Annotated in this window: 21 protein-coding genes and 3 pseudogenes; 14 read left to right on the top strand and 10 right to left on the bottom strand. The window is 32.2% G+C overall.

Annotated features, from left to right (window positions below):
- Window positions 1–138: 138 nt before the first annotated feature.
- The 3 genes and pseudogenes from JJC05_RS19040 (at window position 139) to JJC05_RS04850 (ending at window position 9,151) form a co-directional block, all read left to right on the top strand.
- Window positions 139–5,838, top strand: a pseudogene (locus tag JJC05_RS19040) (alpha-2-macroglobulin family protein).
- A gap of 131 nt (window positions 5,839–5,969) precedes the next feature.
- Window positions 5,970–8,349, top strand: a pseudogene (gene pbpC, locus JJC05_RS04855) (penicillin-binding protein 1C).
- A complete protein-coding gene (locus JJC05_RS04850; RefSeq protein ID WP_235878413.1) occupies window positions 8,342–9,151 on the top strand; it encodes a UbiA prenyltransferase family protein in 810 nt (269 codons plus the stop codon). Before pbpC ends, JJC05_RS04850 begins: the two are co-directional and overlap by 8 nt.
- 130 nt (window positions 9,152–9,281) lie before the next feature.
- On the opposite strand, the gene JJC05_RS04845 is transcribed toward JJC05_RS04850, so the two are convergent.
- Both JJC05_RS04845 and JJC05_RS04840 read right to left on the bottom strand, forming a co-directional pair.
- Window positions 9,282–9,896, bottom strand: coding sequence for a hypothetical protein (locus JJC05_RS04845; RefSeq protein ID WP_235878412.1), 615 nt, complete (start codon window positions 9,894–9,896; stop codon window positions 9,282–9,284).
- A gap of 17 nt (window positions 9,897–9,913) precedes the next feature.
- A complete protein-coding gene (locus JJC05_RS04840) occupies window positions 9,914–10,177 on the bottom strand; it encodes a hypothetical protein (RefSeq protein WP_235878410.1) in 264 nt (87 codons plus the stop codon).
- A gap of 34 nt (window positions 10,178–10,211) precedes the next feature.
- Between JJC05_RS04840 and JJC05_RS04835 the strand changes: the two genes are divergently transcribed.
- The 4 genes from JJC05_RS04835 (at window position 10,212) to JJC05_RS04820 (ending at window position 11,657) form a co-directional block, all read left to right on the top strand.
- Window positions 10,212–10,409 carry a hypothetical protein gene (locus JJC05_RS04835; protein ID WP_235878408.1) on the top strand — a complete coding sequence of 66 codons (198 nt, stop codon included), beginning with the start codon at window positions 10,212–10,214 and terminating at the stop codon, window positions 10,407–10,409.
- 104 nt (window positions 10,410–10,513) lie between these two features.
- Complete coding sequence (locus JJC05_RS04830) at window positions 10,514–10,780, top strand: hypothetical protein (RefSeq protein ID WP_235878406.1); 267 nt, start codon at window positions 10,514–10,516, stop codon at window positions 10,778–10,780.
- Window positions 10,762–11,211 carry a hypothetical protein gene (locus JJC05_RS04825; protein WP_235878403.1) on the top strand — a complete coding sequence of 150 codons (450 nt, stop codon included), beginning with the start codon at window positions 10,762–10,764 and terminating at the stop codon, window positions 11,209–11,211. Before JJC05_RS04830 ends, JJC05_RS04825 begins: the two co-directional genes overlap by 19 nt.
- Window positions 11,181–11,657, top strand: coding sequence for a S1C family serine protease (locus JJC05_RS04820; protein ID WP_235878813.1), 477 nt, complete (start codon window positions 11,181–11,183; stop codon window positions 11,655–11,657). The genes JJC05_RS04825 and JJC05_RS04820 overlap by 31 nt, the downstream gene beginning before the upstream one ends.
- 201 nt (window positions 11,658–11,858) lie before the next feature.
- Here the strand turns inward: JJC05_RS04820 and JJC05_RS04815 are convergent, their stop codons facing one another.
- The 3 genes from JJC05_RS04815 to JJC05_RS04805 form a co-directional block, all read right to left on the bottom strand.
- A complete protein-coding gene (locus tag JJC05_RS04815; protein WP_235878401.1) occupies window positions 11,859–12,584 on the bottom strand; it encodes a YqjF family protein in 726 nt (241 codons plus the stop codon).
- 359 nt (window positions 12,585–12,943) lie between these two features.
- A complete protein-coding gene (locus tag JJC05_RS04810) occupies window positions 12,944–13,243 on the bottom strand; it encodes a hypothetical protein (RefSeq protein WP_235878399.1) in 300 nt (99 codons plus the stop codon).
- 55 nt (window positions 13,244–13,298) lie between these two features.
- Window positions 13,299–13,802, bottom strand: a complete 504-nt coding sequence (locus JJC05_RS04805) for a GbsR/MarR family transcriptional regulator (protein ID WP_235878397.1) — start codon at window positions 13,800–13,802, stop codon at window positions 13,299–13,301.
- A 149-nt stretch (window positions 13,803–13,951) separates the two neighbouring features.
- On the opposite strand from JJC05_RS04805, the gene JJC05_RS04800 reads away from it, so the two are divergent.
- Together JJC05_RS04800 and JJC05_RS04795 are read left to right on the top strand one after the other, a co-directional pair.
- On the top strand, window positions 13,952–14,194 hold the full coding sequence (locus JJC05_RS04800; protein ID WP_127823702.1) for a type II toxin-antitoxin system HicA family toxin: 243 nt from the start codon (window positions 13,952–13,954) through the stop codon (window positions 14,192–14,194).
- A gap of 2 nt (window positions 14,195–14,196) precedes the next feature.
- A complete protein-coding gene (locus JJC05_RS04795) occupies window positions 14,197–14,571 on the top strand; it encodes a type II toxin-antitoxin system HicB family antitoxin (RefSeq protein ID WP_105195480.1) in 375 nt (124 codons plus the stop codon).
- Between the two features lie 171 nt (window positions 14,572–14,742).
- On the opposite strand, the gene JJC05_RS04790 is transcribed toward JJC05_RS04795, so the two are convergent.
- From JJC05_RS04790 to JJC05_RS04770, 5 genes are all read right to left on the bottom strand, one after another.
- Window positions 14,743–15,402 carry a SanA/YdcF family protein gene (locus JJC05_RS04790; RefSeq protein ID WP_235878396.1) on the bottom strand — a complete coding sequence of 220 codons (660 nt, stop codon included), beginning with the start codon at window positions 15,400–15,402 and terminating at the stop codon, window positions 14,743–14,745.
- An 18-nt stretch (window positions 15,403–15,420) separates the two neighbouring features.
- Complete coding sequence (locus JJC05_RS04785) at window positions 15,421–17,448, bottom strand: M3 family metallopeptidase (protein ID WP_235878394.1); 2,028 nt, start codon at window positions 17,446–17,448, stop codon at window positions 15,421–15,423.
- Between the two features lie 266 nt (window positions 17,449–17,714).
- Window positions 17,715–18,197 carry a 5-(carboxyamino)imidazole ribonucleotide mutase gene (gene purE / locus JJC05_RS04780; protein WP_235878392.1) on the bottom strand — a complete coding sequence of 161 codons (483 nt, stop codon included), beginning with the start codon at window positions 18,195–18,197 and terminating at the stop codon, window positions 17,715–17,717.
- A gap of 60 nt (window positions 18,198–18,257) precedes the next feature.
- Window positions 18,258–18,656 carry an FEKKY domain-containing protein gene (locus tag JJC05_RS04775; RefSeq protein ID WP_127823707.1) on the bottom strand — a complete coding sequence of 133 codons (399 nt, stop codon included), beginning with the start codon at window positions 18,654–18,656 and terminating at the stop codon, window positions 18,258–18,260.
- Between the two features lie 28 nt (window positions 18,657–18,684).
- Entirely contained in the window at window positions 18,685–19,848 is a 1,164-nt protein-coding gene (locus tag JJC05_RS04770; RefSeq protein WP_235878390.1) for a 5-(carboxyamino)imidazole ribonucleotide synthase, read from the bottom strand.
- 920 nt (window positions 19,849–20,768) lie between these two features.
- Here JJC05_RS04770 and hpt point away from each other — a divergent pair.
- The 5 genes and pseudogenes from hpt to JJC05_RS04745 all read left to right on the top strand — a co-directional run bounded on the left by hpt (window position 20,769) and on the right by JJC05_RS04745 (window position 25,003).
- Entirely contained in the window at window positions 20,769–21,302 is a 534-nt protein-coding gene (gene hpt, locus JJC05_RS04765; RefSeq protein ID WP_088393136.1) for a hypoxanthine phosphoribosyltransferase, read from the top strand.
- Window positions 21,303–21,340: 38 nt separating this feature from the next.
- Window positions 21,341–21,913, top strand: a complete 573-nt coding sequence (locus JJC05_RS04760) for an adenylate kinase (RefSeq protein WP_105195485.1) — start codon at window positions 21,341–21,343, stop codon at window positions 21,911–21,913.
- Window positions 21,914–22,076: 163 nt separating this feature from the next.
- Window positions 22,077–23,308: pseudogene (locus JJC05_RS04755) on the top strand (hemolysin family protein).
- Window positions 23,309–23,382: 74 nt separating this feature from the next.
- The gene (obgE, locus tag JJC05_RS04750; protein WP_088393130.1) at window positions 23,383–24,390 is read left to right on the top strand and encodes a GTPase ObgE; all 1,008 of its coding nucleotides are present in this window, start codon (window positions 23,383–23,385) and stop codon (window positions 24,388–24,390) included.
- A gap of 31 nt (window positions 24,391–24,421) precedes the next feature.
- Entirely contained in the window at window positions 24,422–25,003 is a 582-nt protein-coding gene (locus JJC05_RS04745; RefSeq protein WP_235878388.1) for a hypothetical protein, read from the top strand.
- The last annotated feature ends 2 nt before the right edge of the window (window positions 25,004–25,005 follow it).

The following is a 25,005-nucleotide window of genomic DNA, read 5'->3' as shown; positions in this document are numbered from 1 at the left end:
GTTTTGAGTGCCTCAAAATTACTACTATTTAACTAACATTTAGAGGTGTTTAACGAAATTAATTTTTATGTGATATTTTTATACATTAAATCGCTTACATTTACGTTTGCTAATCTAAATAAATAATTTTTGAGAATAATGAAATTATCTAGACTACTTGTTTTGTTTTTCGTGCTTTTGTTTCAGTTTTCGTGTTCTAAAAAAGCATCTGATTTTAATTCTAATTTTGGACTGTTTAAAGGATATATTAATGCTTTTACATCAGGGTTTGTTTCCGTCAAATCGGATATTCGAGTGCAGTTAGCTTTTCATAATTCAACTTGGAAAGTTAATCAAGAATTGGATAGTGATTTGTTTGATATTTCTCCAAGCGTAAGGGGAAAAGTAGTTGCCCTTTCCTCCAATACAATAGCTTTTGTTCCAAAAGATAAATTGGATCAAAATACATTGTACGAAGTGACTTTAAATCTAGAAAAAATAAAATCGGTTCCTAAAGAATTAGAAGAATTCAAATTCTCTTTCAAAACTATCAAACAAGATTTTATTGTGAAGACAGATGAGTTGCAATCTTCAGATAAAGAAACGTATTATCTAATAGGTACAGTAAAGACTGCCGATGTAGCGGATTTTGACGATATAGAAGATTTGTTAGAATGCTCACAAGAAGGAGATGATTTAGAAATTACTTTTGATAAAGACGAAAGCACCAATACTGAATTTAAATACCGAGTAGAAGGTATTAAGCGTTTTGACCAAGCTAGTGAAATAGCATTGGAATGGGATGGTGATGCAATAGAAGCAGAAAACGAAGGAAAATCTAAATTAGCAATTCCCGCAAAAAATGATTTTAAAGTAATGCGTGTTGAAGTAGGAGATGAAAACAACCAATCATTACTAATAAATTTTTCAGACCCCTTAAAAAAAGACCAAGATTTTAGCGGATTAATAAATATTCAAAATACAAAGGGCGTAAAGTATGCAGTAACAGGAAATATTTTAAAAGTATTTTTTAACAACAACAAACCCGAAAAAGAAGAAGTAATCATAGCAGCACCTGTTGAAAAAGAAACAATAACCGTTGTAGAAACGGAAGATACCACCGCAACAGCTATTGACTCAACTGTAGCAACAGTACAAGCAGTAGACTCCATAACAACTGTTCCAGTATCAAATGAGAGCGATGAATCGTATGAAGAAGAAACAGCAGAAGAAGAAGAAACGCCAAAAGAAACGTTAAGCGGATCACGATTAGTTGAAATTTTTCAAGGAATTAAGAATATTTATGGAGACGAACTAAAAGAAAATTATGCAAAAACAATTGATTTTGAATCCATAAAGCCAGCTGTTCGACTAATTAAAAATGGGACTATTTTGCCAAGTTCTAACCATTTACAAATCCATTTTGAAGCGGCTAATTTGAAAAAAGTAAACGTGAAAATTTATAAAATATATGAAAACAATATCTTACAGTTCTTACAAGATAATGAATTGAACGGTAACAGAAACCTTAAAAAAGTAAGCCAACCAGTTGCCAAAACCACCCTTGAATTAAAACAAAATGAACTTTTAGATTATAGTAAATGGAATACTTATGCTCTTGATTTATCCAAAATGATAGCATCAGAACCAGGCTGTATCTATAGAGTAGAATTTTCATTTAAAAAGAGAGACGCATTGTATAAATGTTCAGGAGATAATGAGGAAATAATAGAAGAAGAAGAAGAGGTAGAAGAAGATGATGTAAACTATAGTGGAGAAGATTATGATTACTATTATGAAGAAGACTACGAATGGTTACAAAGTCAAGATCCATGCACAGATTATTATTACAACAACACAAAAGTATCAACAAATGTTTTAGCTACCGATTTAGGCGTTATAGCTAAAAGAGGAAATAATAAAAGTATAACAATAGCAGTAAGTGATATTGTATCAACAGATCCTGTAGGAGGTGCAACCGTAGATTTATACACTTACCAACAACAAAAAATAGCCACTTCAACAACCGATGGCAGCGGAATAGCCAAATTTGACTTAAAGAAATTTGCTTATTTTGCTATAGTAAAACAAGGAAAAAGCACAACGTATGTTAAATTAGATGATGAACTGTCTTTATCATTAAGTAATTTTGATGTAGCAGGAGAATCGTTACAAAAAGGATTAAAAGGTTATCTTTATGGCGAAAGAGGCGTTTGGCGTCCCGGTGATTCTATTCATCTATCATTTATCTTAAATGATAATGCAAATAAAATACCCGTAAATCATCCCCTAAAATTTAGATTCAATGATCCAGCAGGTAAAACTATTTATCAATATATTCATAAGACCAATGAAGATCATCATTACCGTTTTGATATAGCAACCAATACGGATGCTCCAACAGGAAACTGGGAAGCCAAAGTAAATGTAGGAGGAGCCAATTTTTATAAGAGTATAAAAATTGAAACAATTAAACCGAATAGATTAAAAATTAAAAATAGTTTTAATCAAAAAGTTCTTTCAGCTACAAGAAAAAATCATAACACAATTAAAGTTACTTGGATGCACGGCGCTATTGCCAAAGATCTAAAAACCGAAGTACAAGCCAAGTTTACTCAACAAACCACAACTTTTGAAGGATATTCTAATTATGTTTTTGATGATCCTACTCGTGCTTTTTCTACAGAAGAAGTAAATGTGTATGCAGGAAAAGTTAATCAAAATGGTGTAGCAAGTTTTTCTATAGATCCTAATTTGAAAGGACAAGCACCCGGCATGTTAAATGCAGCTTTTATTACAAAAGTCTATGAAAATGGAGGTGATGTAAGTACCGATGTGAGCGCAGTGAAATATTCTCCTTATCCTACGTATGTGGGTATAAAAACACCCGAGCCTAATAAATATGGTTTGTTAGAAACAGGCAAAAAGAATCGTTATGAATTTATAACACTAAACGAGAAAGGCCAACCTAAATCGGTAAGAGGACTAGAGATAAAAGTTTATAAAATTGATTCCAGATGGTGGTGGGACGAATCGTCTGATAATTTGTCAAATTATAGTACAGGCACGTCCACAACACCGTATGATACTTTTCGAATTAATACAGATAGTGCTGGGCGAGGTAATGTAGCCTTTTCTGTACCAGAAGACGAATGGGGACGCTACCTAATTAGAGCTATAGACCCTAACGATGGTCATGCGACTGGTAATACAGTGTTTTTAGATTATCCTTATTGGTCGGAACGTTCTAAAAATTCGGATGGTAAAGAAGCTACTATGTTACGTTTCTCAACTAATAAAAAAGAATATAACGTAGGAGAAACGGCAAAAATCTTCTTCCCATCTAGTGAAGGGGGACGAGCGTTGATCTCTATCGAAAATGGTTCTCGAGTGGTAAAAACATTCTGGGAAAAAACAGATAAAGGGGAAACACAAGTAAATCTTGATATTACTAGTGATATGGCTCCTAATGTTTATATTAACATAACGATGCTGCGTCCGCACGCTTCGACCAAAAATGATGCGCCTATTCGTATGTATGGTCTGGTGCCTATTAGTGTGGTTGATAAAGAAACGATTTTGAAACCTAAAATTGAAATGCCAGAAGTCTTAAAGCCTGAAAGTACCGTAAATGTTAAGGTTAGTGAAGAAAATGGTAAGGATATGACCTATACGATTGCGGTGGTTGATGAGGGGCTTTTAGATTTAACCCGATTTAAAACGCCAAATGCTTGGGATAGTTTCTATACCCGTGAAGCTCTAGGAGTTCGTACCGGGATATTTATGATAATGTAATAGGGGCTTATGGTGGTCGTATCAATCAGATTTTTAGTATTGGTGGTGATGCCGAAAAAGGCGGAGCAAATGCTAAAAAGGCAAATCGCTTCAAACCTGTAGTAATGTATTTTGGCCCGTTTAGATTAAGTGGAGGAAGTAAAACGCATACGTTCAAACTACCTAAATATATAGGTTCGGTAAAGACTATGATCGTGGCTGCGAATGCCGAAAAAGGAGCCTATGGTATGGCCGAAAAAGTGACGGCAGTGAAAAGTCCGTTAATGGTGTTAGCCTCTTTACCTAGGAAAATTTCTCCTTCGGAAAAAGTAACGTTACCCGTAACGCTTTTTGCAACAGAAAAGCATATTAAAAATGTTACCGTACAAGTAAAAACAAACAATGCAGTCAAATTGACGAGTCCAGCGACACAAAAAGTATATTTCGCAAGTCCGGATGAAAAAATGGCCTATTTCAATTTGAGTGTTGGAAATGTTACAGGTATTGGAAAAGTTCAAGTTATAGCAACTTCTGGAAATGAAAAATCGGTTTATGAGGTCGAAATAGATGTTATGAATCCTAATCCAGTGACTACGCTTACATCAGATGCGCTTATAGGGGGAATGCTCAAAAAACGATGGATTGGAAATCATTTGGTGTAGCAGGAAGTAATAAGGCGGTTATTGAAATTTCATCTATTCCTACAATCGATTTTGGAAGACGTTTAGATTATCTTATTCAATACCCTCACGGTTGTGTGGAGCAAACGACTTCTTCTGTTTTTCCACAGTTGTATTTGACAGATATTATCGATGTAGATGCAACTAGGAAACAATCTATTCAGCGAAATGTGACCAAAGGGATTGCAAGATTATCCAGTTTTCAGCTTGTTGCAGGGGGTGTAAGTTATTGGGAAGGTGGTACAACGCCAGATGATTGGGGAACGAGTTATGCAGGACATTTTATGCTAGAAGCTGAGAAAAAAGGATATGCCTTACCTGCAAATTTTAAATCAAAATGGATTGCTTACCAACAAAAAATAGCGAAGCAATGGCGAATGGAAAATGATTATAATACCGATTTGAATCAAGCGTATCGTTTATACACTTTGGCACTTGCTGATGCAGCCGATTTAGCTTCGATGAATCGTTTGCGTGAAACAAAAGGTATTTCAAATGAAACTAAACTTCGTTTAGCAGCAACGTATGCGCTTATTCAGCAAACCAGTGCAGCAACGGAATTGTTATTGCATAGTACTATTGACGATACAAATTCAGGGTATTATTATAGTTATGGTTCGGCAGATAGAAATCGAGCCATGACACTAGAGACTTTAGTTTTGATGAATCAAAAACAAAAAGCGTTTAAAACGGCGGTGACCTTAGCTAAAAATCTTTCTTCAGACACTTGGATGAGTACGCAAACGACGGCGTATTCATTGTATGCCATGTCTAAGTTTGCTAAATTTAATGGCGGAAAAGGAATTAATGTACAGTTGACAAATGCTGGTAAAACGGTTGCTATCAATTCTGCAAAGCCTATTGCGCAGCGTACTATTATCACGACAGGAGGTATAGGTAAAGTGACTTTGAAAAATAATAAAAACAATACGTTATTCCTTAGAATTATTAATAGTGGAATACTACCTGTGGGACAAGAAAAAGTAGCTTCTAGTAATGTTACGGCTTCGGTAGTATTTAAAGATAGAAAAGGAAAAGCGATAAATGTTTCTAAAATTGCTCAAGGAACAGAACTTATTGCTGAGGTGGTGCTTAGAAATGGCAAAAACGAATTTGTGCCGAACATAGCACTTACTCAAATTTTGCCTTCTGGATTTGAAATTGTCAATACGCGTTATACTGATTTTGGTAACGCAACAGAAAATCTAGCAGATTATATTGATATCCGTGATGATAGAGCGAATTATTACTTCGGATTAAAATCGGGAGAAACTAGAGTATTCAAAATGCTGATTAATGCTTCCTACTTAGGAAGTTATTATTTGCCAGTGTACAGTGTGAAGCTATGTATGATAATAGTTTTATGGCTCGTACGAAGGGACAATGGGTGCAAATCGTGAAGTAAAAATTGAATTTAGCACAGTAACACAAAGTCTCACAAAGTTTTTTCACAAAGTTTCACAAAGCTTCGTGAAACTTTGTGTTTCCTTTGTGTAACTCTGTGAAATAAAAAAATCCGAAAATATTTAATCATAAATGGATTTAAAAAATAAATTTCATAATATAAATTTCTTTAAACAAATAAAAAACTGGATCATTTCCAATAAAAAGAAATCCATCATTGGATTTATAGTCCTAATTATTTATTATTTTTCATTACCACGAATACTTTTTGTTGAACCTTATTCAACGGTGATTGAAAGTAGTACGGGTGAATTATTAGGAGCAAAAATTGCTTCTGATGGTCAGTGGCGGTTTCCAGAACAAGATGCTATTCCTGATAAGTTTAAAAAATGTGTGGTCTATTTTGAAGACGAGCATTTTTATTATCATCCTGGTTTTAACCCTATTGCAATGGTCAAGGCAATCAAACAAAACAGAGCAGCAGGAAAAGTAGTGCGAGGAGGAAGTACCATTACGCAACAGGTGGTTCGTTTGTCTCGAAAAAATCAAAAAGAACTTATTTTGAAAAAATTATAGAACTTGTTCTTTCCACTCGTTTGGAGTTCAGGCACTCAAAAGAACGAATTTTAGAATTATATGCAGCACACGCACCTTTTGGAGGAAATGTGGTAGGTCTTGAAATGGCTGCTTGGCGTTATTTTGGGGTGCAACCGCATCAATTATCGTGGGCTGAAAGTGCTACATTAGCGGTTTTGCCTAATTCACCCAAATTGATTTATCCAGGGAAAAATCAGCAGCAATTACTAAAAAAACGCAATCGATTGTTAAAAAAATTATGGGATAATAAAATTATCGATAAACTTACTTTCGACCTTGCTATTACAGAACCTTTGCCGCAAAAACCATTTAATTTGCCGCAAATCGCCCCCCATTTATTGCAAAAAGTGGCTAAAGAAAATCCTGAGCAAAAAATGGTAACGACTATCGATATTTCTCTGCAAAACAGAGTCAACCAGATCGTGAGCCAATATTACAATCAATATAGTCAAAACGAAGTCCATAATATGGCAGTGATTGTACTCGATGTTAAAAACAGAAATGTACTAAGTTATGTAGGAAATACGCCTACAGATAGGTATCACGATAAGGATGTAGATATTATTACGGCACCCAGAAGTACAGGAAGTGTATTAAAACCCTTGTTGTTTGCATCAATGGTAGATGAAGGTGAAATTTTACCCAATACATTAGTTGCAGACATACCCACGCAAATTTCAGGGTATATGCCTCAAAATTTCAATTTAACGTTTGACGGTGCTGTGCCTGCACAAAGGGCTTTGTCTAGATCCTTGAATATTCCTGCGGTTTTGATGTTGCAAGAACACGGCGTTCATAAATTTTATGAAACATTAAAGCAATACAAGTTAAAAAATATCAATAAACATCCAGATCATTATGGTTTGTCACTAATTTTAGGTGGTGCCGAAAGTAATTTATGGGATTTAAGTCGGACTTATGCTAATCTAACTTCTTCGTTAAATTATTATCAAAAGTCACAGAAATACAGAACAAATGAATTTTGTGAAATCAATTATAAAAAGATTTTTTACAAGAATTTGGAGATGAAAAAGAAGAGAAAAACACCGTTGGAGCAGGAGCAATTTATCTAACTTATCAAGCGATGAAAGAGGTAAATCGTCCAACTGAGGATGAAGCTTGGCGTTTTTACGATTCTTCTATACAAATTGCTTGGAAAACGGGTACAAGTTTCGGGAATCGTGATGCTTGGGCAATAGGAACCAATAGTGATTATGTCGTAGGAATTTGGGTTGGTAATGCTTCGGGTGAGGGACGACCACAATTAACAGGAATTGATAGTGCTGCACCTGTTTTATTTGATGTTTTTCATTTGTTACCACGTAAAAAATGGTTTTCACAACCCCAAGATTTAGTTTCGGTAGATGGCTGTAAACTAAGTGGGTATTTAGCCAAAGATGATTGTCCAAAAGTGAAACAACTTATTCCTAAAAGCGGGATGAAAACAAAAGTTTGTCCGTATCATAAAACCATACATTTAGATCCAACAAGACAGTATCGCGTGAATAGTACTTGTGAATCGGTAGATAATATGGTTACCCAATCTTGGTTTGTCTTACCTCCCGTGATGGAATGGTATTACAAAGCACTACATATAGACTATAGGCCATTACCCCCGTTTCGATCCGATTGTAAAGACGTAAATACAAATTCAATGGGATTTATTTATCCTAAAGCCAATAGTAAAATCTACCTCACGAAAAACTTTGAAGGAAAAATACAGCCTGTTATTTTTAAAATAGCACATTCAAACAGGGATACAAAAATATATTGGTACATTGACAACGAATTTAAAGGGACTACACAAACTTTTCACGAAATGCCCATTATAACTTCCACTGGAAAACATTTGATTACAGTAGTTGATGAATCAGGTAGCGAATTAAAACAGTATGTAACTATAGAAAATGAGTAAACTGCTCAAAAAGATTTTCGACTTTTATATCAACGGAAGCATTCACGTAGCTTTAGCGGTTTTTGCTTTTATAGAAATTACGTGCGCTGAATTTCAGTTACGAATTGATAATAATGTATCTTGGTTTGCCTTTTTTGGGACAATAGTAGGTTATAATTTTATCAAATATGATGAATTAGCTAGAGTTAAAAAAGTAGTTTGGCATAGTCAATTGAAAGGGGTTATTGTGTTAAGTTTTGTTTCGGCAGTATGTTGTGGATATTATTTTTTTCAACTTAACCAGCCAACCCAAATTATCGCCATCGTGTCATTGTTGCTAACCGGTTTTTATACCCTGCCTATATTACCTAAATCGACAAATTTTAGAAATTGGAGCGGCGTAAAAATTTATCTAGTAGCATTGAGTTGGGCTATTGTAACAGTCTTTTTACCCATTTTTTATTCAGAAATGCTAATTGGAGAATTGATTTGGATTTATTTCATCCAACGTTTTCTTATTGTTTTTGTTTTGATGCTTATTTTTGAAATTGTTGATTTATCTAATGATGCATTGAGTTTGCAAACTATTCCGCAACAAATAGGAGTAAAGAAGACAAAGTGGTTGGGGTATGTTTTGTTGGTTATTTGTGCATTATTGAAAGTTTTTAAATTCAATAGCAATGGCAATTTCAATAATCAATTAGTAGTATTGCCATTTTTTATTGCTATTGCATTATTTTTTGCTACCGCTAATCGTTCTAAATATTATACGTCATTTTGGGTGGAAGCGATACCTGTTTTAGTTTGGTGTTTGTTTTTTTAGAATAGGAGGGAGGCTGAAAGGGTTAGGACATCCTTTTTCTTTACTAAAGTATTCGCCCCCCTATGGGAGATAGTTTTCGTATAAATGATTTTCAGAAACCAGTTTCGACTTTTAGAATACCCTCTAATAATTAGTTATTTATGGCTTTCACTAAATCTTTCAAATTTCCTTTGTTGAAATTTAATCCTTGTATTGAATAATCAAAATATACTACTTCACCATTTTCAGGGTCAAAAACAAAAATAGATTTATTTAATGTTATAGTAGGTTGAAGATAATAGTAGTCTTTGTCTTTTTCTTTGATGACTTTTTCAATTTTTTCTTTGCTACAAATTTCGTATTTAAAAGGATATAAACCTGCAATATCGTCTTTATTAATGTCTTTTGTTAGTAAATAATCTATACCAATAGGCTGTAAACCTGAACCAGTAAGAATTTTTTTATTAATTGATTCTTCACATATTAATAGAGTTCTTTCTTTAATTTTAGGAGAACGTTTTAAATATATTTTCTGTAATCCTTTTGCAATTGATAAAGTACTTCCTTTAATATTATTTTTTTGCACTAACTCTATTGAAAGAACCATTGATTCAATCATATTACGCACTCTAAAACTACAATCAGTTAGATTATTTTCATTTATAAAGAAATTGATTGGAGCATAGGCAATTAAATCTTTGTATTCATATCTACTAATTGTTTTTTTTCCACCATTAATTAATGCTAAATAATGATATGTTTTCACAAGTCGATCCGTACTCCCTAATAAGCATATAAAAGAGGCTGTTTTATCGGCAATTTTTGTTTCAAATTCTTTACTTGAAATGATTGAATAGGGTGTTGTTTTCCGGTATTTGACATCGATTTTGTTAATTCAGTATCAAATTTTTCGTCGCCTGTAAGCACTACATACGTTTTTGAGGCTTTAAATTGATTAAACTCCTCACTATCGTATTCTTTGGCTGTAAATTGAGCAAAGCATAAATTAATGACGAATAAACTTAAAAAAAGAAATTTATTTCTCATAGAATATATTATTTTTGGCAAAAATATAAAAATAATGTATAAGAATTTTCTATTAGCAGTGTGTTTCCTAAATATTATTGTTGTAAACGCTCAATCAAAGATAATAGATGTATTTCCTTCGGAAGCTTTAGTATATGATGAAGATAACACGCTTCTAGGAAAAACCCCTTATGAAATTAGTAAGAACGGAAGTTTTGTTTTGAAAATAAAAAAGAAAATTTCAAATTATTAACATTAGAGGTTAATAATGATGAAAAAAATAAAGAAATTCAGAATTGTTTTGCCAATCCAGATAAGTTTTATACAAATATAAATAATAATACAGTCATTTTTAATTTGATCCCTTATAAAGCTGAAAAGCAAGGTGAAATTTTTGTTGGATTTGCTAATCCTACTTACAAGATAGATGAAAACGAATTGATAGGTACAATAAATGAATCTAAAAGATATTTAAAATCTAAGAATATAAATTTGCTATTAGGTCATACTACGAATCTTGAAAATAGAATATTTGAAGCTTTTGGAGATACATTCGTTCAACCTGTTTTTTTCGATCAAGAAAAAGCAAAAAAGAAAAATCCTTATTGCTTGAGCCACGTGTAATTTTAAAACCAATAATAAAAAAAATTAATTTTGATCTAAAAGGGAAACTTCTACGTGAATATGTTGGCAATTACAGTATTGAAATGGAATGGTTCGTTTTTGATCGAAATGATTTAGATAATCCAAAATTTAGTTATAATACAAAATTAGGCGGATATAGGTTGAAAAATAATTATAACTTACTATTGCATGATTTAGTATATTTTTCTCAATTAGAACTTTTAAAAAATGAAGATTTATACCAAAAGTTCCTTGAAATTGAAAACAGTTATTTAAAAGAAACAATAGGGAATGAGTTGAAAATTAATGTGTTGTGTGAGGAAAAGTATCAGGAAAACGAAATAAGTGGATATTTGGATTCGGTAGTTACCATTGAATCGGGAAATTCTTTTGGTAGTGGATTTTTATCAATAATGAAGGGTATATTTTAACTAATTTTCACATAGGTTCAATTATTGATGATTATTTTGTAACCGTTAACGGTAAAAGAATCAAAGCGGAGGTTGTAAAATCTAATAAAGATGTTGATTTGCTTCTTTTGAAAATAAATCATAAATCTAAAGGATTACCAATAATAAAAAAAGATTTTAAAAAAATTGGACAAGAAGTTTTTGCTATTGGTACGCCTCTTGATAAGACGTTAGAAAAAACGGTAACCAAAGGAATTATAAGTAATTATCGGAAAATGAACGGTGTAGATTTTATACAAAGTGATGTAAGTATAAATTCGGGGAATAGTGGGGGACCATTAATAAATAAATTTGGGGAAGTACTCGCTATCAATACACTTAAAATGAATCAATCGAATACAAATGGAATAGGATTTGCTATTGATATTAATTATGCTTTAAAAATGCTTAATATAAAGAAGTTGTAGCAAGACAATCGCATTTGAAAAATACATAGATCTACAGCTTAAGATGAGGCAAAGGATTTTTTTGTTCAAAAAAAGTTGGTGTTTGAAATTTAGGAATTAATTCGTGACCTACACATTTCCGTTTTTATAACATATTTTGCCTACAGTCATTATGATGAAAATGATGGTAATTAAAAAAAAATATAATCAGTTAGATTATAATTAAAAGGTATCATGAATGTAGATTTTTCTTTTGTTTTTTACGACAATTGCAGAACCTTTAGCAAGAAATAGTGATATTGGTTTTTTAGTATTTAAAAAGCTAAAGTCAGTTCCATAATTTTTTTCAAAATCAACTTCAATACAATAATTTTTAATTGAATACTGTTCCCATTTAGGATGTTGTACTTCGTATTCATAGGTTGTGTTTAAGTTATATTTTGTATAGCCATAATAATGCTCCATAATAAATTCGGCTTCACTATTGGGGTCTAATGGTAACAGAAAATCATAGGCATTCACCTCAATTTTGTTGCTGCCGTTTTCTTGATGCCATAGATAGCTTACATTCAAAATCTCTGCTTCTAAATTTGTTTTATGACTCATAGTTTGGGTTTCATAATGCTCTTTATATAAAGTGTTAGCAACAAAAGTGATAGCGCTTTTAGGAACAATTTCTTTAATAAACACAACACCACGTCTCCATTCACCATTTTCAAATCGTTTTACATAAAACCGAAGATTTACTTCTTCAAAATGGATGTGATTGGGAATTTTTACGCCTAAAACTTTTGTGTCTTCAAACATAAATCCAACTAAACTCACATAACAGTTGCCGTTAAAAAAATCCAATTCGGTACCAGTAGGAAGATATTTTTGTAATACTATAGGATCAGTAACATAATTTGCCATGATCAGATTTTTCCATTGTGCGGTTAAGAAGTTCATAGTCTTATTCTTTAATTTTATAAATAATTATGGTAAAGTATATTGCAAGGATTGTTGGGAAAGTAAGTAGAAGTGTGTTAGTATAGCTATATTTGAAAAGTTTTATGTCAAGAAACCAAAGTGTAAAAAAGAATACAACACCTATTATATAAGCTTGAAGGTATTTGTTTTTAGGATTTCTAAACAATAAACTTGTTCCTGCTATAAGTTGGAATAAACCGGTTAAAATCGTAGATACAAGACCCCAGATTAGAAAGGCTTCATATATTATCCCTATGAGGCATAAAAGAATTGGTAATCCAACAAAGAAAAGATTTAAGTAAACTAAGTTTCTCATAATATGTTTATTTATTAAACTTTCAGAAAAAAATGAAAGTTTTATTTAAAATTTTTTGAAAATGAATTATATATGTCAAATAGAAAATCAGTAAAAAAGGTAATGCAAAAAACCAATTAAAAGTTTTATCCCAAAACACAAAGAAAATAATGACAAGAGCAAAATAACTATATATCAATTTGTTTTTAGGAAAAGCAATTAAGTATAAAGTTGCTCCTAATACTTGTAAAAATCCTGTTATTGCAATACCATATGCGCCTAGTAGTAAGAAAAGTATAGCGATGACATTAATTACTTTGCTTGTTGTAAATATAGTTTTCATAATATTTGTATTTATTAAACTTTCAGAAAAAAATGAAAGTTTTAATTAAATTTTTTTACTTCATAAATTTAACTAACAATTGCGCTAACCAATTGTCTTTGTATTCGGTTATTTTATCCAAAACATTATCCGCTTTTAAGACGAAGTCATACAATTTGGAAGTTTGGTCAATAAAATGTTTTTCCTCTTCTGTGTTTGCGTCTTGCAAAGAAGAAACTTCTTTCAAGACTTTCAAAGCAGGTTTGATTTCACGTTTGCTACGTTCTCTTGAAATTTTTACTGCTAATTCATCCAAATCCTTTTCAGCGGTAAAATATTCACGACGTTCACCAGCCTTAAACTCTTTGTAAACAATTCCCCAATCCATCAAAGCACGAATGTTCATAGAAGCATTACCACGCGAAATTTGCAATTCTTCCATAATGTCTTCCATAGAAACCGCTTCGTTAGATATCATCAACAAGGCGTGAATTTGCGCCATGGTTTTGTTGATACCCCACTGTGAGCCTAATGCTCCCCATGTTTGAACGAATTTGTTTTTTGCTTCTTTGAATTCCATGGTTCAAATGTACAACAAAGTTTTTAAACTTTCAAAAAAAAATGAAAGTATATTTGTGTTTTATTTTTGTTTAAAATTATAGGAGTTAGGATTGGAAAATATTTGCAACTAAAAAATAGTTGCATTTTAATTTTATTTAATAAATTTGTATGAGTAAAATTGAAAAACTAATAGAACGTTTAAAATCAAAGCCAAAAGATTTTACATGGGAAGAAATGTTAAAGGTTTTGAATTATTTTGGATATGAAGAGCTATCGAAAGGAAAAACAGGTGGGTCAAGAAGGAAGTTTGTTAATCAAAATAAGCAAATTATAAGTTTACATGAACCCCATCCGCAACGAATTTTGAAAGCCTATCAATTAGACATCATAATTGATTTCTTAAATTTATAAAAATGAAAAATTATTTAGAGTATAAAGGCTATCTTGGAACTGTTGAGTTTTCAGCAGATGATAAAATATTTTTTGGGAAAATTCATGGAATTAATGATTTAGTAACTTTTGAAGGCAGTTCAGTGGATGAATTAGAAGTTTCTTTTAAAGAATCGATTACGGATTATTTAGAAACGTGTAAAGATTTAAATAAAGAACCCGAGAAAACTTATAAAGGAACATTTAATGTGAGAGTTTCTAATGGATTGCATAAGAAAACGGCTCTATTAGCATCTAAAAAAGGGCTTAACTTAAATGATGTGGTAAAGATTGCGTTGTCTTATATCGTAAAGCACGAAGAAATTTTAGATGACGATACGTTGACATTGCTTGAATAAATAATTAAAATATCATTCAAAATATACCAAATTCTTTTGATTCTATAATGTTGAACTAATCAATTTAATATCTGTGCATCTGTGGCAAAAAAACTGAAAAGATTTTACCACAAATGCACAGATTTTTTTGTTGAATATAGCTAATTTAAATTAATAGCAATTCTAAAACTATCACCTTTTATCCTCTTTGCTAAAATTGGAAACCCCTTCTATAGGAATTACAGTACCTAAAAAGTGAGGTTTTCGATTTCTAAATACATCCATTACCGATTTGAATCTAGAAAAATACTCTCTAAAACAAACATATTTATAGCCTTTATAGGCTCCTTTGTTTGCTGAATAGCCAATCACATCAAGTCCCTTTTGACTTCCAATATAAATAGCACGATTCAAATGGTATTTTTGGGATATTAAAATGGCATTCTTTATTTTAAAAATACTTTTGGCGCGATACAATGTTGAGTAGGTGTCAAAACCTGCATAATCAATATAGATTTTTGTCGTATCTACACCGTTTTGATAGCAATAGTTTTTCATTACGGTCAATTCGTCGTACTCGTCTCTGCCATTATCACCCGAAAGAAGTATCTTTTCAATTTTATGTTTGTTGTATAGTTGGATCCCCGCATCTAATCGGTCTTTTAGATATTTACTGGGTTGGTTACCATTAATTCCAGCTCCGAAAATTATCCCCACTTTGTTGGTGGGGATTTTGGTGTCGGAAGTGTAAATCAAATCTTCGGTAGTCGATTTTATATAATAATTTACTGCAAAAATAGTAACTATAAAAAGAGCTGAACCGTATAAGGTGATTTTAAAATATTTTTTCAAAATAATTAATGATATAAATTATAATAAACCTGCACGTTTCAACAAAGCTTCTGGTTTGGGCTCTTGACCTCTAAATTTTTTATACAACGTCATTGGGTGTTCTGTACCACCTTGTGACAACACATAATCTTTAAATTTAGTAGCAATTTCTTTATTGAAAATCCCATTTTCTTTAAAATATTCAAAGGCATCGGCATCCAAAACTTCTGCCCATTTGTAACTGTAGTACCCTGAAGAATAGCCCCCTTGGAAAATATGAGAGAAAGCAACGCTCATACAGTTTTCTGTTACATCAGGATAAAGCATTGTGTTTGCCATAGATTGTTTTTCAAACGCTTTTACCGAAGTGATTTTAGATGGGTTTTGCCCATGAAAATCCATATCTAATAAACCAAAGCTTAACTGACGCAACGTTGCCATACCTTCTAAAAAGCTGGCGCTCTCCTTAATCTTATTTACATATTCTTGTGGAATTACTTCTCCCGTTTTGTAGTGTTTAGCAAATAATGCCAAGGCTTCGGGTTCGTAACACCAGTTTTCCATAACCTGACTAGGTAATTCTACAAAATCCCAAAATACGGAAGTACCCGATAAACTAGGATAGGTAGTATTGGCTAACATGCCATGTAACGCATGACCAAATTCGTGAAATAAGGTTGTTACTTCTTGAAAAGTTAATAAAGAAGGTTTAGTGGGTGTAGGTTTTGTAAAATTGCAGACAATAGAAACATGTGGTCGTTCATTTATTCCGTCTTTAATATATTGTGGTTTAAAGGAGGTCATCCATGCGCCATTACGTTTTCCTTCTCTTGGAAAATAGTCAGAATAGAAGATGGCTACTAAGTCTCCTTTTTCATTTGTAACTTCAAAAGTGTGGACTTCTTCATGATATTTGTCGATGTCAAAAACTTCTGTGAATTGTAATCCAAATAAGCGATTCGCAATTTCAAAGGCTCCTTTTTCAACATTTTCTAATTGAAAATAAGGTTTTAATTTTTCATCGTCTAAGTTAAATAGTTCTTGTTTTAATTTTTCAGAATAGTAAGCCCCATCCCATTTTTCCAATTGCTCTATCTTGTCTAACTGTTTGGCGTAGTTTTCAAGTTGGTTAAACTCACGTTGCGAAGCGGGTTTTGCTTTTTGTAATAAATCGTTTAAAAAGGCGGTTACTTTTTCAGGGCTTTGCGCCATACGTTCTTCTAAAACAAAGTGCGCATGTGTTTCATAACCGAGTAAATTAGCTCGTTCATGACGTAAAGTAACGATTTTTACCACAATTTGTTCGTTGTTATACGCATTGTCTTGAAAGGCTTTTTTACCATACGCAATACTCAATTCTTTTCGTAGCGTTCTATTTTCGGCATAGGTTACAAAAGGTAAGTAGCTAGGCATATTTAAGGTGAATAGCCAGCCTTCTTTGTTTTTGTTTTTAGCTAATGCTAAAGCGGTATCAATAGTATCTTGCGGTAAGCCTTTTAAATCTTCTTCTTTTGTAATTAGGAGCTCATAATTATTTGTTTCTGCTAAAACGTTTTCGCCAAAAGTTAAGCTTAGTTTAGAAAGTTCTGTATCAATGGCACGTAAACGATTTTTTTTATCCTCTGGGAGTAAAGCACCATTACGGGTAAAACTTTTGTATTTTTTATCTAATAGAGTAGTTTGTTCGGGAGTTAATAGCAACGTTTCTTTTTGTTCATAAACGTTTTTTATGCGATTAAATAAATCAGTATTCAAGGTTATGTCGTTACTAAATTCTGTTAAAAGCGGAGAAACTTCTTGTGCAATTTGTTGCATTTGATCAGAAGTCTCGGCAGCATTTAGGTTAAAAAAGATACTCGTAATTCGATCCAAAGTTTGACCAGAAAACGCTAAGGCTTCAATAGTGTTTTGAAAAGTTGGCGTTTCAGGATTTGTAATGATAGCGTTAATTTCTTTTTTTGCCAGTTCAATAGCTTCTATAATTGCAGGTTTATAATCTTCCATTTTTATAGATTGGAAAGGCGCTGTATCGTGTTTTGTTTGAAATTTACGTACTAAATTTTTCATATTTTTTTCGTATGATTTTTGAAGCTATAAATATAGTTGTTAAAAGCTAAATAATAAATACTAGAAGGGGCATCTATTTATGACTGCTTATAGCAAGATTGTCTGATTTATGTTAAATTATGTTTTTTGTTTTTTGTTTGAGGAATCATAAGAGAGACTATCCGTTTATGGATCAAAAGGGAAAATCACAGAGCGATACTAATGCGATTTTCCCTTTGATTGAAGTGATAGACTTCCTGTGAGTTGTTGTTTTCGGGTAGTTCCGTTTATTTTTTAAGTGTACTAGCAGCGGTAAGTACGGCTTGTTTTAATCCTTCTTTATATACAATCATCTTTTCTAAAATGGTTGGATTTTGTGCTCCTAGTATTTGTGTGGCTAATAAACCCGCATTTTTAGCGCCATTTAATGCTACTGTTGCTACAGGTACCCCACCCGGCATTTGCAAAATAGATAATACGGAATCCCAACCATCAATTGAGTTGCTAGATTTTACAGGTACCCCTATAACAGGCAGTGGGCTCATACTGGCTACCATACCCGGAAGGTGTGCCGCACCACCAGCTCCAGCAATGATAACAGCAATGCCTCGTTTGTGTGCATTGTTGCTGAAATCAAATAATTTCTCAGGCGTTCTGTGCGCTGAAACAATATCTACTTCGGTTTCAATTCCAAATTCTTTTAAAATATCTATGGCATCTTGCATAACTGGCATATCCGATATGCTTCCCATTACGATGGCTACTTTCATACGATGTGCCCTAATTCCATTACGATGGAAATCCTACTTAGGGGGTAGGTTTTATGTTATTTAAAATTTTAAAATGGTTAATTCGTTTTTGTGTTTTTTCCAGTTTTTAAATCCAACTGCATCCTTTCTGATTTCTTTTATCCACTTTTTATCAAAAGATTTTAGAAAGAAATTGAAAATGATATAATTATAATTGACAGCATATTTAGAACTAGTACATCCTTGCAAAATGAATTTTATATTGAATTTCTTCTCAAAATCTTTATCTGAGCTATATATAATTGGAGACGGATTGTTTTCAATAAAAATGGATATGTTATTATTTTTAATATCTCTAATCGCAATACTTTCAGCTTCTAATTGTGAATCTGCAAAAGCAATTTTTGAATTCGTATCGGTTTCAAAATTATTTTGCCCAAAACAGGTTATACTAAATAGTAAAAATAAAATTTTATACATTTTAAGATCTTAAATTTTCCTTTGGGGATTAGGGGGCTACACTAATCACTCTTAACGAATTTTTCACTTCTTCCGCAATTCGTCTGGCTTCATTCATATCTTCATTTACTATCGTTACGTGTCCCATTTTACGGAAAGGTCTTGTTTCTCTTTTACCGTAAATATGAGGTGTAACTCCATCAATTGCCATGATTTTGTCAATGTTTTCATAAACTACTTGCCCAGAGTAACCTTCTTCTCCTACTAAGTTTACCATGATGCCTGCAACTTTACTATTGGTATTGCCTAAAGGCAAATCAAGAATGGCGCGTAAATGTTGTTCAAATTGCGATGTATAACTGGCCTCAATACTGTAATGTCCTGAGTTGTGTGGACGTGGTGCTACCTCGTTTACTATAATTTCATCCTTCTCTGTCTGGAACATTTCTACGGCTAGTAATCCGACATGGTTCATGGCTTCTGAAACTTTTAAGGCAACCTCACGTGCTTTCCATGCTACCTCAGGAGAAATTCGAGCAGGACAAAGAGTGTACTCTACCCGGTTAGCTTCGGGGTGAAACTCCATTTCTACAACTGGATAGGTTTTAATTTCGCCTTTTGGACTTCTAGCAACAATAACGGCTAATTCGTTTTTGAAAGGAACTAAATCTTCTGCTAAGCATTCTACTTCAGGAAGCTCAAGTAAATCGATGGTAGAGCGTACAATTTTTACGCCATTACCATCATAACCTCCTTGCGCCGCTTTCCATACAAAAGGAAAATTTAGTAAATTTTTATCCAACGTGTTTTTTAAGTCATTCAAGTCTACAAAACGTTGATGTTTCGATGTCGGGATGTTATTTTCAATATAAAAATCCTTTTGACGTCCTTTGTTTTGAATCAAACGTAAGGTTTTGGGTGATGGATAAATAGCTAAGCCTTCTTCTTCTAGTTTTTCTAAAGCTTCTAGGTTTACATGTTCTATTTCAAGAGTTAATAAGTTAACTTTTTTCCCAAATTGATAAACGGTGTCAAAGTCTAAAAGACTTCCTTTTTGAAAAGTATTACAGCCAAAACGAGAAGGGGCTTCTTCATCGGGGTCTAATACAAGTGTTTGAATGTCAAATTTACGTGTGTCATACAATAGCATTTTTCCTAATTGACCACCTCCTAATATTCCCAATTTAAAATCGGAAGAAAAATAATAATTCATTGTAGTTGTTGTGTTGTGTGTGACGCAAAGATACTATTTTTTCAAAAAAACGAATGAAGGGATACTATTAACACAAAAAAAAATACCCCGTTTGGGAAGGGTATTTTAATGAAAGACGACTTTGGGTTAAAAGTACGCTTTGAAATAAGTAGGGTGTTATATAGTTTTTTTTAGTTTGTTTTGCTTGATTCAAAATTAGGGCAAATCTTGTTAAAATTCATACGGGAAAACCGTATATTTTGTTAAAGTTCATTTTTAATTTTAATTATGGGTGCTAATGTTTGATAATTAAGGTGTTGTGTTTTTTATATATGTCTTCTTCTTATGTTTCAATATAAAGGTTCTTGATTGGGAAAAGAGTGGAGAAGGAAATAGTTTTTTTATGTGGAAAAATAATAATTTATTTTTTGATTCTAAAATGAGTTTGTTGTCTGTTTTTTAATTCAGATTTTGTATTCGACTTCGTTGTGGAATAAAAAAATAAATGTTCAGAGATAATTTCATAAGAAGAAATAAGAAACTAATGATTAAAATTTTGAGTATGTGTTTGAATTGTAAGAATAATAAAAAGAATAGATTTGACTTGGCTAATTATTTTGGGTCTAATGCGGAATTTAGGATTTTAGATAGATAAGAAATGTAAGCATCTATGTTGGGTTGGCAAAAAAATAAATTTATAATTAGAGAATATATAGATGATTTCTTGAAATTTAAAGATAGTGTTTAAGTCATTTTTAGAATTAAAGTATAGAAAAAAGATTTAATCAGGTAGTTGTTTTGAAATGTAAATTGTGAATTTTTATAAGAAAAAAACATTAGAATTTTCTCTCAAAAAGTACATAAAAACTTAGGTAGTAAAAATCTAATATCTAAAATCTTTATGCTATCTTTGCCGTTTATTTTTTTAAACAACACAAAAAATGGAGATTAAATTACACGATAAATATTTTAAACCTTTTATAGGGATGGAAGAGCTTGATTTTGCTATAGGTAGTTTAGCTCAGCAAATTAAAGATGATTTTCAAGATGAGATACCCGTTTTTATAGGAGTGCTTAATGGGGCATTTATGTTTTTGTCTGATTTGATGAAACATTATGATTCTTCTTGTGAAGTGTCTTTTGTGAAATTGGCTTCTTATGAAGGAACTAGTACGACTCATGAAGTTAAGCAATTAATAGGTTTAAATGAAGATTTAAAAGATAGGAGCGTTATTATTGTAGAAGATATTGTAGATACGGGAAATACCGTAGAAGAATTAAAAAATATTTTTAAAAATCAAGGAGTTAAAAGACTTAAAATTGCTACTTTATTTTTTAAACCAGAAGCTTATACAAAAGAGATAAAACTAGATTACATAGGGATTAGAATTCCGAATAAGTTTATTGTAGGATACGGATTGGATTATGATGGATTAGGTAGAAATCTAAAGGAAGTTTATCAATTGGCAGAATAGAGATATAAAATTAACAAAATAAAAAATTTTTAAAGAAAATGATTAATATCGTTCTTTTCGGAAAACCCGGAGCAGGAAAAGGAACTCAAGCTGAATTTTTAACAAAAAAATACAATCTGACACATTTGTCTACTGGAGATATATTTCGTTTTAACATTAAAAATGAAACGGAGTTAGGAATGTTAGCTAAATCTTATATGGATCAAGGAGAGTTAGTGCCTGATGATGTTACTATTAATATGTTAGAATCTGAAGTTGAAAAGAATCCTAATTCATTGGGTTTTTTGTTTGATGGATTTCCGAGAACTATCGCACAAGCGGAAGCATTAGATGCTTTTTTACTTTCTAAAAAGCAGTTTGTTACAGCTACTGTTGCTTTAGAAGCAGATGATGAAATTTTAGTACAACGTTTATTAGAACGTGGCAAAACCTCAGGTCGTACAGATGATCAAGATGAAGAAAAAATAAGAAATCGTTATCAAGAATACAACGAAAAAACCGCCCCTCTGATAGGGTACTATAAAGGTAAAGATAAATTTTATGAAGTAGATGGTATTGGTACCATTGAAGAAGTGGCACAACGATTGAGTTCCGTTATAGAAAGTTTATAAGATTTCGTTTTAAAAGTAAAAAATCAAATTGTTATATTTGTTACTTAATGTTGTTTTTTTTGAAACAGCTTTTATGTGCATAAATATTGTAGCTTAAAAAATAAAATAGCTAATGGAAATAGTCATAATATTCTTGCTGATACTGTTAAATGGAGTTTTTTCCATGTCAGAAATTGCACTCATATCAGCAAGGAAAAATAGGTTAGAAACCGCCGCCAAAAAGGCAATACGAGTGCAAAAACAGCGTTAGATCTTGCTAATTCACCTAATAAATTTTTATCAACAGTACAAATTGGTATTACTTTAATTGGTATTTTAACAGGGATTTACTCTGGTGATAAAATTACACATGATGTACAAGCATTCTTTTCAAGTTATGTAATAACAGCTCCCTACTCCAAAGGTTTAGGTACAGGTGTAGTTGTGGTAGTTTTAACATTTTTTTCCTTAGTTTTAGGAGAGTTATTACCGAAAAGAATCGGTTTAAATTATCCCGAAATGATCGCTAAAGCTGTCGCTGTTCCTATGAAAATGATTTCAATAGCTACGGCACCTTTTATTTGGTTGTTAACTACTTCTACAGAGTTTGTTTTAAAGGTTTTTAATATAAAACCAACAGCAGATGGAAAAGTTACAGAAGAAGAAATAAAAGCCATTATAAAGGAAGGTACAGAAGGAGGAGAAGTACAAGAAATTGAACAAGATATAGTAGAGCGTGTTTTTCATATTGGAGATAGGAAAGTAAACTCTTTAATGACTCACCGAAAATCAGTAGTCTACCTCTCTCTAGAAGATCAAGTAAATGAATTAAAAACACAAGTTTTAGAAGAGTTACATTCTGTATATCCTGTTTGTGAGGATAATTTAGATAATGTAGTCGGTGTTGTCTTTTTGAAAGATTTATTTGCAAATTTTGAAAAAGGAGGAAAATTTGAATTACGTTCCATAACAAAAGAACCTGTTTATTTTATTGAGCATACCTCTGCATATAAAGCATTAGAAATTTTTAAAAAAACAAAAGTACATTATGCTTTTGTAACAGATGAGTATGGTGTATTACAAGGTATAATAACTCTCAATGATATTTTAGAAGCATTGGTAGGAGATGCAGCTGAGTTTTATGAGGAGGAATTTCAACTAATAGCTAGAGAAGATGGAAGTTGGTTAGTAGACGGACATTATTCCTTGCATGACTTTTTAACTTATTTTGACATGGATGATCTAATTAATGATTATGAAGTAACAACAGTAAGTGGGTTGATTATGACCGAACTAGGTTCTATTCCTAAAGTGGGAGAAAAACTAATTTGGAATAGGATGGAATTAGAAGTAATAGATATGGACGGGGTAAAAATAGACAAAGTAATTGTTCGTTCATTAAAAGAAATAAATTAAACGTTAAAAGTTATTAGCTAATAGGAAGTTGGTTGTCCAATATGTCTATTAGCTGATGTCTAATGCCTTAAAAAATGACAGAAGGAAATTTCGTAGATTACGTAAAAATATATGCAGCTTCGGGTAAAGGAGGAAAAGGATCTTCTCATTTACACCGAGAAAAATTTATTGAAAAAGGAGGCCCAGATGGAGGAGATGGAGGTCGTGGAGGACATGTTATACTAGTCGGTAATAAGAATCTATGGACGTTGTTTCATTTGAAATTTTTAAGACATATTAAAGCGGGACACGGAGGAGATGGAGGTTCATCACGCTCGACAGGTCATGATGGAGAAGATAAGTTTGTAGAAGTGCCTCTAGGAACCGTTGTAAAAGACAAAGATACGGATGAAGTATTGTTTGAAATTACAGAAGATGGACAAAAAGAAATTTTAGTAAAAGGGGGTAAAGGAGGATTAGGTAACTGGCATTTTAGAAGTGCAACGAATCAAACACCCAGATATGCGCAACCGGGCATGCCCGGTAACGAAATAGATATTATTTTAGAATTAAAAGTATTAGCAGATGTAGGCTTAGTTGGTTTTCCGAATGCTGGCAAATCTACCTTATTGTCTGTATTAACTTCTGCTAAACCCAAAATTGCGGATTACCCTTTTACTACACTAAAACCTAATTTAGGAATTGTCGCATATCGTGATTTTCAGTCTTTTGTTATAGCGGATATTCCGGGAATCATTGAAGGAGCAGCAGAAGGACGTGGATTAGGGCATTATTTCTTACGTCATATAGAACGTAATTCAACATTGTTATTTTTAATACCAGCAGATACAACAGATATTAAAGCGCAATATGATATATTGATTGATGAATTACGTAGGTATAATCCAGAACTTTTAGACAAAGATCGTTTGGTAGTAATATCGAAATGTGATATGCTGGATGATGAATTAAAATCAGAAATGAAAATACAATTAGATAAAGATTTTAAAGGGATCGAATATTTATTTATTTCTTCTGTAGCTCAACAAGGTATGATGGAGTTAAAAGATAGATTATGGAGTATTCTTAACGCTGCGAATTAAATTTTTTAAAAACTAATATATTATTTAAGTGATGAAAATAATTTTTAAGTTGTTTTTAGTAATTTCTGTCTTAGGATTTGCTCAAGATAGAAAATGTGGTACACAATCCTATATGGAGGAATATTTAAAAGATCCAAAAAATAAAGCCATTCATTATGATCTACAAGAGAAATTTAAGGCAAGACTTTTAAAAGGTACAATAAACAAAGAAGAAGCAAATAAATTAGCTGATCCAATAAGAATTCCTGTAGCAGCTCACTTTCCTGCTTTAACCTCAGTTAGTGATGAAGTAAAAAAATGTATAATAAGTTTGGTGCAAAGTCAATTGGATGTGTTAAATGCAGATTATAATGCTTCTAATAAAGATATTTCTAAATGGAATGAAAATGCAGGATTGTATCGGAATGTCTTTAGTGGGAAAATGGAAGTTGAATTTGTTTTAGCTACTAAAAATCATCCTAAAGAATCAGGATTAGTAGACGGAGCTCCAGCCGTTACATTTGGTACAGATTTTTTGAATAATTCGGATTCAGATCTTACATGGAAAGGGTATATGAATTTAGTAGTTCGTCAAATTCCTAAAAAGATCCTTCTCAAGCATTTGAAACATTAGGT

Origin of the sequence: Flavobacterium davisii (genome assembly GCF_019565505.1) — a bacterium.
Classification (GTDB): Bacteria; Bacteroidota; Bacteroidia; order Flavobacteriales; family Flavobacteriaceae; genus Flavobacterium; species Flavobacterium davisii.
The sequence above is the reverse complement of the archived record's forward strand: the minus strand, read 5'-3'. Positions and strand labels throughout refer to the sequence as shown.